Annotated in this window: 13 protein-coding genes; 7 read left to right on the top strand and 6 right to left on the bottom strand. The window is 60.3% G+C overall.

Translation table 11 applies throughout. The features are described from left to right. Positions 1-44 precede the first annotated feature (44 nt). Both HZ994_12025 and HZ994_12020 read right to left on the bottom strand, forming a co-directional pair. Positions 45-710 (bottom strand): sigma-70 family RNA polymerase sigma factor, encoded by a 666-nt coding sequence (locus HZ994_12025; GenBank protein ID QTN33015.1) that lies wholly within the window; start codon positions 708-710, stop codon positions 45-47. A gap of 54 nt (positions 711-764) precedes the next feature. Then, positions 765-2,102: an AI-2E family transporter gene (locus tag HZ994_12020; GenBank protein ID QTN33014.1), complete on the bottom strand. Its 1,338-nt coding sequence runs from the start codon at positions 2,100-2,102 to the stop codon at positions 765-767. Positions 2,103-2,218: 116 nt separating this feature from the next. Here HZ994_12020 and HZ994_12015 point away from each other — a divergent pair, with 116 nt between their 5' ends. Then, on the top strand, positions 2,219-2,467 hold the full coding sequence (locus HZ994_12015; GenBank protein QTN33013.1) for a ferrous iron transport protein A: 249 nt from the start codon (positions 2,219-2,221) through the stop codon (positions 2,465-2,467). An 8-nt stretch (positions 2,468-2,475) separates the two neighbouring features. Further along, positions 2,476-4,359, top strand: a complete 1,884-nt coding sequence (gene feoB / locus HZ994_12010; GenBank protein ID QTN33012.1) for a ferrous iron transport protein B — start codon at positions 2,476-2,478, stop codon at positions 4,357-4,359. A 40-nt stretch (positions 4,360-4,399) separates the two neighbouring features. Here feoB and HZ994_12005 read toward each other — a convergent pair whose 3' ends face one another. After that, positions 4,400-4,918 carry a hypothetical protein gene (locus tag HZ994_12005; GenBank protein ID QTN33011.1) on the bottom strand — a complete coding sequence of 173 codons (519 nt, stop codon included), beginning with the start codon at positions 4,916-4,918 and terminating at the stop codon, positions 4,400-4,402. 42 nt (positions 4,919-4,960) lie between these two features. Continuing rightward, positions 4,961-5,788: an acetyl-CoA carboxylase carboxyltransferase subunit beta gene (locus HZ994_12000; protein QTN33010.1), complete on the bottom strand. Its 828-nt coding sequence runs from the start codon at positions 5,786-5,788 to the stop codon at positions 4,961-4,963. 139 nt (positions 5,789-5,927) lie between these two features. Between HZ994_12000 and ileS the strand changes: the two genes are divergently transcribed. After that, on the top strand, positions 5,928-8,678 hold the full coding sequence (ileS, locus tag HZ994_11995; GenBank protein ID QTN33009.1) for an isoleucine--tRNA ligase: 2,751 nt from the start codon (positions 5,928-5,930) through the stop codon (positions 8,676-8,678). Between the two features lie 51 nt (positions 8,679-8,729). Beyond that, positions 8,730-9,314, top strand: a complete 585-nt coding sequence (locus tag HZ994_11990) for a signal peptidase II (GenBank protein QTN33008.1) — start codon at positions 8,730-8,732, stop codon at positions 9,312-9,314. A 29-nt stretch (positions 9,315-9,343) separates the two neighbouring features. On the opposite strand, the gene HZ994_11985 is transcribed toward HZ994_11990, so the two are convergent. Next, positions 9,344-9,562: a hypothetical protein gene (locus HZ994_11985; GenBank protein ID QTN33007.1), complete on the bottom strand. Its 219-nt coding sequence runs from the start codon at positions 9,560-9,562 to the stop codon at positions 9,344-9,346. A gap of 207 nt (positions 9,563-9,769) precedes the next feature. Between HZ994_11985 and HZ994_11980 the strand changes: the two genes are divergently transcribed. The 3 genes from HZ994_11980 to HZ994_11970 all read left to right on the top strand — a co-directional run bounded on the left by HZ994_11980 (position 9,770) and on the right by HZ994_11970 (position 11,812). Continuing rightward, positions 9,770-10,156 (top strand): hypothetical protein, encoded by a 387-nt coding sequence (locus HZ994_11980; GenBank protein QTN33006.1) that lies wholly within the window; start codon positions 9,770-9,772, stop codon positions 10,154-10,156. A 618-nt stretch (positions 10,157-10,774) separates the two neighbouring features. After that, positions 10,775-11,224, top strand: a complete 450-nt coding sequence (locus tag HZ994_11975; protein ID QTN30775.1) for a hypothetical protein — start codon at positions 10,775-10,777, stop codon at positions 11,222-11,224. A gap of 45 nt (positions 11,225-11,269) precedes the next feature. Continuing rightward, positions 11,270-11,812 carry a hypothetical protein gene (locus HZ994_11970; protein ID QTN30774.1) on the top strand — a complete coding sequence of 181 codons (543 nt, stop codon included), beginning with the start codon at positions 11,270-11,272 and terminating at the stop codon, positions 11,810-11,812. Here HZ994_11970 and HZ994_11965 read toward each other — a convergent pair. Then, the gene (locus HZ994_11965) at positions 11,788-11,949 is read right to left on the bottom strand and encodes a hypothetical protein (GenBank protein QTN33005.1); all 162 of its coding nucleotides are present in this window, start codon (positions 11,947-11,949) and stop codon (positions 11,788-11,790) included. The genes HZ994_11970 and HZ994_11965 overlap by 25 nt on opposite strands. Positions 11,950-11,960 lie beyond the last annotated feature (11 nt).

Here is an 11,960-nt window from a genome sequence, read left to right as displayed (position 1 = left end):
GATTCGCGGTCTTCCTTGGGATTTAAAATTCAGAGCTTAAAATTTCACTCAGTCTCATCTTCCAGTTTCGCAAGTTCCTTTTTCAGCACGGCGCCGACGCGGTGCTTGGCGAGATAGACCTGCGCCATGCTGACGTTGAGCTTTTTCTGCACCTCGTCCGCATCCATCTGGCGGACGACGTAGAAATCGAAGATCTGGTATTGCTTCGGCGAGACCTGGGCCTTGACCCGGGCGAGGGCGGCATCGGCGATGCCCTTTTTCCACTCCACTTCCCAGAGCCTCTCCAGCACATCCCCGTTGGGATCCTCGATGCGGTCGATCACGGCGGTCTTGCGGTCGTCCGCCCATTCCCCAGTCACCATCGCGGTGTCCTTCTTGCGCTTGCGGAACTGGTCGTTGATGCGCCAGCGGGTCATATTCATCAGCCAGGTCTTGAAGGAGCCTTGCTCGGGATCGTAGAGCTTCTTCTTGCTCTGCTTGGCGATGGAAAGGATCGTCTCCTGCACACAGTCGAAGGCTTCCTCGGGGCGCAAGCCGGCCTTGATCGCGACGGAATAGATGAGCCTCCAGTAGGTCTGGTAGAATTCGTCCCAGGTTTTCTGGTCCTCCCAGTTGTCGAGGCGGGCGATCAGGCTCTTGCGGGTCTTGGCGTATGCCTGGGTGATCGCCTCGTCCTCCTTGTTGGGTTTTTCCTCTTTGTCAGCGGCCATCGGGGGATATGTAGCACCTGTGTGGAAACATGTCTTTCTCCAAAAACGTTTTCGTCACGCACCGTATGGGCGGGTCTCCGCATCCATCAGCGCCTTGTCCCAGAAATACCTGCGGAAAATGACTTTCACCGCAGCGGAAAGCGGGACCGCAAGCAGTGCGCCGACGAAGCCGCCGAGGATCAGCGACCAGAACAGCATCGAGAAGATCACGGTCAGCGGATGCAGCCCGACCGAGTCGCCCACGATCTTCGGTGCGGTGATCAGGGAGTTGATCTGCTGCACGCCGGCGAAGATCAGCACCACGAAGCCGACGTAGGGCCATGGCTGCAGCCCGAAGGGTGCGCTGCCCGTCTCCGCATGGAGATAGGCGATGATGCAGGCCGGGATGAGGCAGAGGATGTTGCCGATGTAGGGGATGATGCCGAGGATCGCCATGAAAACCCCGATGAGCAGGGCGTAGGGCAGGTCGAAGAAAAACAGGGCGAGGCCGACGAGGATCCCGTCGATGATGCCGACAAGCACCTGCCCGCGGAAGAAGGAGACGAGGTAGCCGTTGATTTCCTGGAGGGTCTCGACCAGCTCGGTCTTGAAGCGGGATGCCTTGAGCGGCACGTACCTGTGCCAGTGCTCGCGGATCGAGGCGGAGTCCTTGAGGAAAAAGAACAGGTAGACCGGCACCATGATCATCCCCAGCACCAGCCCCAGGAAGCCGAGGATCTTCGTGGACCCCACGGAAAGCCAGGCGAGGATCTCCGCCTTGTATGTCACCAATGCTTTCCCCAGCCGCGTGCGCCAGAAAAACTCCAGGGACTCGGGCGCGGGCGCACCGTTCGCCCATGCGATCGGCTCACCCGAAGGCTCCACCTCGGTCAGCGCCCAGCCGATCGGGCCGTCCCGGTATTTCTTGCGCAGATTGTCCAGCGAGCGGGCGAGTGCGGGAGCCAGATCCTTGGCTGTTTCCGTGTCGGCTTCCGGTTTCCCCTCCCCCTCGCTCTCCACGGCCTCCGGTGCCGTCGGCGCGGTGTCCCCGGATGCGACCACATCGCTGATGACGGGCTTGGAAAATATATCCCGGAAAAGCGATCTTCCGCCCTGGATGGCAGGCAGCACGGCGGCGACGAGCAATGTCACGGCAATGAGTATGCCGATGAAGACCGTCACCACCGACCAAAGCCGGCTCAGGCCGCGCTTTTCCAGGATGCGCACCACCGGATCCAGCAGGTAGGCGATAATGCCAGCGACCACCAGCGGCACCAGCACCGGCTGGAGGAAGCCGAAGATCTGCCCGATGAGCCACACCAGCCCCACAAGCAAGGAACCCAGCACCAGCATGGAAAGGCCGGTTGCCGCACCCCACAGGGTTTTCTGCTGGAATCTCGTCGGATACTTCATCTGGCGCAGTTTCTTAGCCGCCTGCCACGGATTCCACAACCTTTCTCCTTCGGGATCTCTCCAGGAATATGATTTTCCTATTGCAAATCAGTCTCAATTAACCGAGTTTTCCCGCGATGTCACCCACGGCTCAACTTGCAGCGGAAAAGCCACTTACCTTGAACCAGGTGGGATTGAACTGCGATGTCCGCATCAGCCGCCTGACCGGCCCTGCCTGCGAGAGGCTGCGGGATCTGGGCTTCTGCGAGCAGATGCAGCTGCGGAAGATCTCCAACGGCCGAAACCTTCTCTGCTCGGTCTGCGGTGCGAAAATGGCGATCAGCCGTGAGCTGGCGGAGCAGGTTCTCGTTTCACCCGTGCGCTGATCCCGGCCATGTCAGAGCACACGCCCAGCGTCGCCCTCGCCGGCAATCCCAACTCCGGCAAAACCACGATCTTCAACGCCCTCACCGGAGAGAACCAACGGGTCGGGAACTTCACCGGCGTGACCGTCGCGCTGAAAACCGGGGAGACCTACAACCCCCACGGCAAGAAACTCAAGGTCATCGACCTGCCCGGCTGCTACTCGCTGCGGGCCGACTCGCCGGATGAAAAGGTCGCCCTCGACGCCCTCACCGGGAGGCTGGAAAACACCGCGAAGCCGGATCTCGTTGTCTGCGTCGTCGATGCCTCAAACCTCGAGCGCCACCTCCAGCTAGCCCTCCAGACCATCGAGCTGGGACTGCCATGCGTGCTCGCCCTGAACATGGTCGATCTGGCGGAAAAAAGCGGGCTGCGGCTCGATCCGGAAAAGCTTTCCGAGGAACTCGGCATCCCCGTCGTGCCCATGCAGGCGGATGCCGGAAAAGGCCTCACCGGCCTGAAACAGGCGCTGCGCCATCCCTTTCCACCGCCCTCGGAAGCCTCGTGGCTGCACGGGGCGGAGGATGCGGAAGAGCAGCGCCGCAGCTTCATCGCCGCCCTCTGTGAGCTCGCCGCCCGCAGGCCGGATTCCGCCCAGCGCACCTTTTCCGACAAGCTCGATTCCATCCTGCTCCACCCCGTCCTCGGCTGGGTCGCCTTCCTCGCGGTGATGTTCTGCGTCTTCTGGTCCATCTTCTCGTTTGCATCCATCCCCATGGACATGATCGATGGGTTGAAAGGCTCGCTGGCCGCCTGGGTGGAATCGCTCATGCCGGAGGGCGATTTCCGCTCGCTCCTCGTCGATGGGGTCATCGAGGGTGTCGGCGGGGTGCTCATCTTCCTGCCGCAGATCCTGCTGCTCTTCCTCTTCATCGGCCTCCTGGAAAGCTCCGGCTACATGGCTCGCGCCGCCTTCCTGATGGACGGCGTGATGGCCAAGGCCGGGCTGAGCGGGAAAGCCTTCCTGCCGCTCTTCAGCTCCTATGCATGCGCCATCCCAGGCGTGATGGCCACCCGCACCATCGGCTCCGCGAAGGAACGCCTGGTCACCATCTTCGTCGCCCCGTGGATGAGCTGTTCCGCCCGGCTCCCCGTCTATTTCCTCATCGTCCCGCTCCTGCTGCACGAGGATGAGGGCACATGGAAACAGGCGCTAATCCTCTTCGGCGTCTATGCGCTGGGAACCATTACTGCGTTCATCGTAGCACGCATCCTGCGCGGCAAGCTGGGGCCGGAAGCCACCGCCTCCCACTTCATGCTGGAGCTGCCCGCCTACCGCAAGCCGCAGTGGCCCTACATCCTCCGCCATGTCCTCGACCGCGGCTGGGCCTTCGTCCGCAAGGCGGGCACGCTGATCCTCGGCCTCTCCATCCTGCTCTGGGCGCTCCAGACCTATCCGAAAAGCGAATCCGAAGACCCCGCCGAAGCCCTCGCCCACTCCGCCATGGGCCGCATCGGCGAGGTGATCGAGCCAGCCGTCGAGCCACTCGGCTTCGATGGTCGCACCGGCACGGCGATCCTGACCTCCTTCGCCGCCCGCGAGGTCTTCGTCTCCTCGCTGGCCATCATATTCAGCGTCGAGGAAGCGGAGGAGGACGAGGAGACCCGCACCCGCATCCGCGAGCGCATCGCCCAGGCCACCTGGCCTGACGGCAGGCCGCTGTTCACCCCGCTGAGCATCGTCTCGCTGCTGGTGTTTTTCATCTACGCCCTCCAATGCCTGCCCACCACCGCCGTGGTGGCCCGGGAGACCAACTCCTGGAAATGGGCCGCAGGCCAGTTCGTGTTCATGTCGGGCTTCGCCTACGTCGCCTCGCTTCTGGTCTTCCAGCTCGGGCGCCTCGCCGGGTTCTGAAACAGTGGGCAGGGATTCGCCGCGAGTCCCGGCCCGCAACCTATCGCATTCCCGATGCCCGCGCGTTGCGCAGGGCGAGCTCGTTCCTGAAGAGGAAAAAGGCAGCCGATACCCCGAACAGGCTCAGCGCCATGAGCGCAATTGTGATGATCCAATAGGGTGCGGGATCATCCATCGCCGAATCGAACAGATGCCAAGATATGACCGCGCCACCGAGCAGGTTGAGCACCGCGAGCGGCAACCGTATGTAATTGGAAGCGTGCAGGATTTGCCAGAGAGGCACCGTCAGCAACACAACCAGACCGCCGAGTATGAGGCCGAGGCTGGCTGTGACATTCAGGAAGCCCTCGATGTCGGGGGATTGAAACACATACACATAATTGTCGGGCGAAAAAAACTCCGGCCAGGCGGCGGTCGCCACGATCCCTTCCGATGGCACGCCCTCCATCTCGTAGTAAGGCAGGCAGTTCCACGCCACGAACATCACCAGGGAAGCCAGCGCCAGGCACAGCGCGATTCTGTTCCTTGGCGTGATCGGCAGCCAGTCCCTGAAGCTCATCGCTTGTTGATTGGCTTGGCGGGTGCAATCCGCCGCCACGTTTCACTTCATCATGAAGCCCAGCAGCTTGCCGAGCCTGTCGCGCAGCTGGTGCCTGGGCACGATCGCATCGACCAAGCCATGCTCCAGCATGAACTCCGCCGTCTGGAAGCCGGGCGGCAGGTTCTGGTGCGTCGTTTCCTTCACCACCCGCGGCCCCGCGAAGCCGATCATGCACTTGGGCTCGGCGAGGTTGATGTCGCCGATCGTCGCGAACGATGCGGTGACGCCGCCGGTGGTCGGGTGGGTGAGGATGGAAATGTAGGGCAGCCCCGCCTCTCCGAGCCGGGCGAGAGCGCCGCAGGTCTTGGCCATCTGCATGAGCGAGAGCATCCCTTCCTGCATCCGCGCCCCGGACGAGGCGGAAATGATGATCACCCCCCGCTTTTCGGCGATGGCCGTCTCGATCGCCCGTGTGATTTTCTCACCGACCACCGAACCCATCGACCCCGCGAAGAACTTGAAATCCATCACCGCGATCATCGCCGGCTTGCCAAGGATGCTGAGCCGCCCGGTGACAACCGCGTCGTTCATCTTCGTCTTGCCGCGCAGGACGTCGATCTTTTCCTCGTAGCCCTTGAAACCGAGCGGGTTTGCGGAGAACAGGCCGGTTTCCGTTTCCTCGAAAGTCCCCTGATCCGCGAGCAGGAAGATTCGATCCATCGAATCCATCAGGAAATGGTGGCCGCAGGGGGGGCAGACCTGGAGATTCTGTTTCAGCTCAAGGGCGTGGATCATCGCGCCGCACTCCGGGCACTTCGACCACAGGCCTTCCGGCATGTCGTCGCGCTTGGGTTGGCTGCGGAGGGAAGGTTTCTTGAAAATGCCCATGGGAATGCTGTCGGGTGGGGGTTGTGGAACGGAAACTCCCGCGACACTAGGCACCTGATCGCCCTGCGACAACCCCGATTTGCACCTCATCCCCCGGTGTTGACCCCGCGCAATGCGGTTGCTAGCTTCCGCGCCCGCCATGAGCAACGCCCCGAATTACAAAGACACGCTGACATTGCCGCAGACGAGCTTCCCGATGCGCGGGGATCTCGTGCAAAACGAGCCGCAGCGTCTCGCGATTTGGGAAAAATCCGGCCTCTATGCGAAGATCACCGCCGCCCGGAAAGCCTCGGGCGCACCCGATTTCATCCTCCACGACGGCCCGCCCTTTGCGAACGGGGACGTCCACATGGGCACCGCACTCAACAAGCTGCTCAAGGATCTCGTGGTGAAATCCAAGACCATGGCGGGCTTCCACTCGCCGTTCGTCCCCGGCTGGGACTGCCACGGGCTGCCCATCGAGTTCAAGGTCGTCAAGCAGGCCGCCGGGCTGGAGCCGGCGGAAATCCGCCGCCGCTGCACCGAGTTTGCGAAAGGCTTCATCGACATCCAGCGCGCCTCCTTCAAGCGCCTCGGGGTCTTCGGCGATTGGGAAAACCCCTACCTCACCATGGATCCCGCCTACGAGGCGAACATCCTCCGCGTCTTCGCCAAGCTCGTGGAGAACGGCTCCATCTACCAATCCAAGAAGCCCGTCCAATGGTCCTACGGCGCCCAGACCGCCCTTGCGGAAGCCGAGGTCGAATACGCCGACAAGGTCTCCCCGGCGATCTTCGTGAAATTTCCGCTTGTGATCGGCGAACTCGCGGGAAAAGCGAGCATCCCCATCTGGACCACCACCCCGTGGACCCTTCCCGCAAACCTCGGCATCGCCCTCCATCCGGAGTTCACATACGTCGTCGGGAAATTCTCCAACGGCGAAACCGAAGAGACTCTGATCGTCGTCCGCGAGCTCATCGAAGCCTTCGGGCAGAAAACCGGCTACGCGCTCAAGGAAACCCTCCGGGAAATCAAAGGCAAGGAACTCGAAGGCGCCGAAGCGAAACACCCATTCCTCGACCGCACCTCGAAAGTCATCCTCGCCAACCATGTCACCACCGAAACGGGAACCGGCGCCGTCCACACCGCCCCGGGACACGGCGCGGACGACTACGTCGCCGGCCAGCAGAACGGCCTCGGCGTCCTCTCCCCCGTCGATGACGAAGGGAATTTCACCGAGGAAGTCGGCCTCGCCGAGCTCGTCGGAAAACACGTATTCAAATCGAACAACCGAATCATCGAGATCCTCGCGGAAAGCGGCCATCTGTTAGGCCAGGAGGAATACAGGCATTCCTACCCGCATTGCTGGCGCTCGAAGACACCCATCATCTTCCGCGCCGTCGAGCAGTTCTTCATCTCGCTCGATGGGCTTCGCGACAAAGCCCTCGCGGAAATCGACAAGGCGAAATGGCTCCCCGCATGGGGCCGCAACCGCATCTACGGCACCGTCGAGTCCCGCCCCGACTGGTGCATCTCCCGCCAACGCACATGGGGTGTGCCGCTGCCGGTTTTCTTCGATGAAAACAACAAGGCCATCCTATCCTCCGGGCTTGCGCTGAAAGTCGCCGATCTCGTCGAGTCCGAAGGCACCAACGTCTGGTTTGAAAGCACCGATGACGAACTTGCCGCCAAGCTCGGCCTCCCCGCCGGCCTGAAAAAGGGCAAGGACACGCTCGATGTCTGGATCGATTCCGGCTGCTCCCACGCCGCCGTGATGGACACCCATCCGGAGCTCCATTGCCCCGCCGATCTCTACCTCGAGGCCACCGACCAGCACCGCGGGTGGTTCCAGAGCTCGCTGATGCTTTCCACCGCATACCGTGGCCACGCCCCCTACAAGGCGGTCATGACCCACGGCTTCGTCGTCGACAAGGACACCGGGAAAAAAACCTCCAAGTCGGACGAAAAGAAAAGCGCCAAACCCACAGACGCAGCCCATTTCTACAACCAATACGGAGCCGACATCGTCCGCCTCTGGGTCTCCAGCGTGGACTGGCAAAACGAAGTCCCCTTCGGCGAAGACCTCTTCAAACAGGTCGCCGAGCCCTACCGCCGCCTACGCAACACGCTGAGAATTCTCCTGGGGAACTTGGATGGCTTTGATCCTTCGAAATCTCAAATCTCAAATCCCAAATCCCAAATCCCCCTCCTCGACCAGTGGATCCTAGAACGCCTCCACACCGTCACCAAGGAATGCCTCGCCGCCTACGAATCCTTCGAGTTCCGCAAAGTCTTCAACTCGATCAACCAATTCTGCACCACCGATCTTTCCGCCATCTACATCGATGCCCTGAAAGACCGCATGTATTGCGACGCCCCGGATTCCGCCCGCCGCCTCGCATCCCAGGCAGCGATGCACGAGATCTTCACCACCATCACGAAACTCCTCGCCCCCATCCTCGCCTTCACTGCCGACGAAGCATGGGAGCACGCGCCCTTCACGGAGGGCAGCATCCACGAACAGGATTTCCCGAAACCGGATCCCGCCCACGCGCCAAGCCAGGTCAGCAGGGACGTCGATCGCCTCTTCCAGATCAAGGCCGCGATGCAGACCGCCATCGAAGCCAGGATCCAGGCCAAGGAATTCACCCGCAACAACGAAGCCGACGTGGAGCTCACGCTCCCGGCATCCGACGCGCTTCTCCTGGAAAAACTCAACGACCGCGACTTCGCCACCGAGTTCTTCATCATCGCCGGCCTCACGGTCAAGGAAGCCCCCGAGCTCACCGCCAGCGCGAGGAAAACCGAACTCCCCCTCTGCCCCCGCTGCCGCAAACACGAACCGGTCCTTGCCTCCGGCCTCTGCCACCGCTGCGATGACGTCGTTTCAACCGCCAATGGACGCCAATGACCGCGAATGAAGGCTCTTCCTTCGGGTTTAACATTTAAAGTTTAAGGTTTCATGACGCGCCTCCTCCTCATCCTCACCCTCCCCCTCTACATCCTCGATCAGGTGACGAAGGCATGGACGGTGGCGAACTTCGCGCCCCCATGGTCCGATGACGCCCGCGAGATCTGGATCATCGACGGGGTGTTCCGCTGGATCCGCGTCCACAACCAGGGCGTCGCCTTCGGCCTTGGCAACGGCACCGACTGGGCGCCTGTCGTGTTCCTCATCGTCCCCATCATCGCCCTCACACTGATCCGGGTTTTCTGGAAAAAGGGAGCCTTCGATCACATCCTCTCCCGCATCGCCGTCGCCCTGCTGCTCTGCGGGATTTTCGGAAACCTCACCGACCGCCTCGTCCAGGGATTCCTTCTCGAAGAGGTGAAGGACGGCAGCCTCTGGCACCGGCTTTCCTCCGGATACGTGGTCGATTTCATTTCCGTCAAACTCCCCTTCTACGAAAAAATCTCCCCCGCCAGCGGCGGCTGGTGGCCGACGTTCAACGTTGCGGACTCCTGCATCTGCATCGCCGCCGCGCTGCTGTTCATCGGCGGCCTGAAGGAGGAGAAGGCCAGGGCGGCGGCGGAAAAGGCCGTGTGACACTCTGCCGAACTTGGCCGATCTCGCAATCACTCCCCGATCAGCTCTCGCAGTGCGTCATGCGCGGTCGGCTCGTCCTTGCCGGGTCCGTGGAGGGTGTAGGCCTCCCAGTGGCCGCAGGTGGCCCGGCTTTCCGCATCGGCGGGCCGCCCGCCCCAGAGCCCGGCCGATCTCGGAAAACTCCTCTTCCCTATCCTCAGCGCCGTGATCTGGTGGCGTTCCTCCTTGCTCAGTTGTGTGTATTTCATGGCAGGTGCTTATGTCCGCTATCCCTTCACCCTTGCAAGGTTCTAGCGGTGCACTTACTTACTGTATCCAAGCAGCAGAACAAGGAGTCGCACCTAAGGCCTGGCGCGCACCGAGTTCAATCCGTCATGACCATTCCACCCCTCAACCCGCAGTCGAAGTCGCGCCCCCGGTCAGGCGTAGGAGGACTTCGACGTTCGATGAACAAAATGAAAGAGATCCTGACCTGCGTTCTGATCGCCGTGCTTTGTGGTTGCGGCAAACCTTCATCTGCCGAGCCGCCGAGTGCAGAAATTGGTTTGGCGGAAGCTTTGAGAAGATCGATTTTCGAGCACGAAGGGAAAGCGTATTACAAAATTCATATCGACTCCGACAAGATGGCCCGGATCAGCGGACGCATCGTTTCGCATGATGAGCTCATGGGCATAAATAAGTATGATTATGACCCCGAGATCGGGGTCTATCTTGCGGTATATGGGGTTCAGGATGCCAGCATTACCAACGCTGTTCAGGAATCCTTGATGCACGCTGGAGTGCGCACCATAACGATGAACGTGGCAGATGAAGAATCGGAGATCATGCAGAAGGAGCAATAGGAAAGTGCGTATCAGGCTGGCTCTTCATCCTGCCAGGCAAACCCGGAGCGCCTAACAATTCTTCGCGCACAGCGTTTTGCCTGCGTCCTTCGTTCCTGAGCCAATCCTGGCGCACGCTATTCTGCGATCCGGGCATGAACCGAATGTGATTGCCTGAATACCCATGAACAAAATCCGGAATACGGCCTTTCGATTTCAACGACTGGAGGAGTCATCCTATTCACGATGGGATTTTATCAATGATCTATGAGGAGAACCGCACAATGGCAGGGGTGTTGCTTTTTTTGCGTTCTGGCTTCCACTGCAATCTCGGGCAATCGATGACAAGCTCATCAAGGCAATCTCCGAGATCCGAATCACGATGATGCTGCGGATGATTCCATTTCAAGTGAGACAAAAGCCACCCGAATTCAGCGGGATAAGATGGCGGACAGGCCGGAGCGCACAAACCCCGACCCGACCTGATTTCGATGATCACTGGCAGCAGAACCATCAACCCGCAGTCGGAAGGGCGCCTTCCGGCCAGGGGTGCATGGCTTTTGATGTTCGGCGGAGAATTCATCTGGATTTCATGCCATCTTCACAAAAACCTCACTCTGGCGTGTAAGGCTATCCCTCATGGATCAGACAATAATTGGAGCCATCCGACCGGAATACCTAGAGGCAGTAGAGGCAGCGCGCATTACAGCGCGTTTGAACCTGTGGCTGATTCCCCTTCTCCTTGCAGCGCCTCTCCTGGTGCTCGTTCCTGCATTACGGAGATGGCACTGGTCCGTAATCGCCGGCATGACGCTGGTCGCTGTGGTCGCGACTTGGTTCTTTTATTACCTCTGGTGCGACACCAGTTGGAGAACCATTGAGGCACTCGCCGTTACCGCCGCCGAGCTTGAAGAAGCTGCGTCGGACACGGATGCGGTTTTCGAGCCGATTTTTCTCGGAACCCTCTTCGCCCTATTCTATTCCGCGATTTGGTGCGGAATTGCATGCGCGCTTCGTTCTTTCAAGATGCGATTCCGCAGGCCAGGAATCCCCTCCGAACCATCGATGCCGAGGAAGCCGTCTGATTGAATCGGGCGTTGACCCGGCGGCGCCATTCCCGTGACGTTGTGCAAAATGAACAGGCTGACTGCCATCCGGGTTATTGCCCTCGTTGGGTTCTGTCTCCTTGCTGGATGCAAGAGAGCTTCAAGCCATGGCGGCGGAAGTGCGAGTTCATCGCGGAGTGCAGGCATCAGCATCACTTCAGCGAATGAACCAAAGTCGGATGGGGATGCGTTGTCGCTTGTGGGAATCACCATGACGCCAGCGCCGGATGTGTTGTATCGAGATTTCACTGCTGGCATGGATGATCGCATGGATCTTGTGATTCGATTTCCCAAGGGCAGATTGCCTGAATTTTGGAAGGACTCGAAGTGGGATGAGAAGGATTCCGAATCCCTCAAGGATATCGAACCCCACTGGCGCACGACTTGGGAATCCAGGATCAAGCGGATCGGGGGATCATCGAAGCACCCTGTTCTTGAATCACTTCGAAGGTCTGCCGATGGAATTTTCTGCGACGACCAGCGATGGCACAACGGGGGTCTCAAGGTTTTCTTGTCGCTCGACCAAGATCCGGACTACATTATCGCTTACGTCGAATGGTTCGAGGTCTGAGCGAGGCATGCGGACAGCGATGAAGAGGCATAACAGGCCGAGACAGGGCAAGCCCCATCAGCCTCACCGTTTCTATGCTTTCTATGGATTCCAACCCAACCCATGACCGATGTGCGCCGCCGCTGATAGGGGTGCACGCGCTTTGCGT

The sequence above is a fragment of the Akkermansiaceae bacterium genome (assembly GCA_017798145.1).
In the GTDB taxonomy this organism is placed as follows: Bacteria; Verrucomicrobiota; Verrucomicrobiia; order Verrucomicrobiales; family Akkermansiaceae; genus Luteolibacter.
This window is presented reverse-complemented; position numbering and strand designations above follow the sequence as displayed.

Coding starts and splice junctions, on each gene's coding strand:
- HZ994_11985 (QTN33007.1), bottom strand. CDS start 9,562: ATGAAATACACACAACTGAGCAAGGAGGAACGCCACCAGATCACGGCG.
- HZ994_12015 (QTN33013.1), top strand. CDS start 2,219: ATGTCACCCACGGCTCAACTTGCAGCGGAAAAGCCACTTACCTTGAAC.
- HZ994_11970 (QTN30774.1), top strand. CDS start 11,270: ATGAACAGGCTGACTGCCATCCGGGTTATTGCCCTCGTTGGGTTCTGT.
- feoB (QTN33012.1), top strand. CDS start 2,476: ATGTCAGAGCACACGCCCAGCGTCGCCCTCGCCGGCAATCCCAACTCC.
- HZ994_11980 (QTN33006.1), top strand. CDS start 9,770: ATGAAAGAGATCCTGACCTGCGTTCTGATCGCCGTGCTTTGTGGTTGC.
- ileS (QTN33009.1), top strand. CDS start 5,928: ATGAGCAACGCCCCGAATTACAAAGACACGCTGACATTGCCGCAGACG.
- HZ994_11975 (QTN30775.1), top strand. CDS start 10,775: ATGGATCAGACAATAATTGGAGCCATCCGACCGGAATACCTAGAGGCA.
- HZ994_12000 (QTN33010.1), bottom strand. CDS start 5,788: ATGGGCATTTTCAAGAAACCTTCCCTCCGCAGCCAACCCAAGCGCGAC.
- HZ994_12025 (QTN33015.1), bottom strand. CDS start 710: ATGGCCGCTGACAAAGAGGAAAAACCCAACAAGGAGGACGAGGCGATC.
- HZ994_12020 (QTN33014.1), bottom strand. CDS start 2,102: ATGAAGTATCCGACGAGATTCCAGCAGAAAACCCTGTGGGGTGCGGCA.
- HZ994_12005 (QTN33011.1), bottom strand. CDS start 4,918: ATGAGCTTCAGGGACTGGCTGCCGATCACGCCAAGGAACAGAATCGCG.
- HZ994_11990 (QTN33008.1), top strand. CDS start 8,730: ATGACGCGCCTCCTCCTCATCCTCACCCTCCCCCTCTACATCCTCGAT.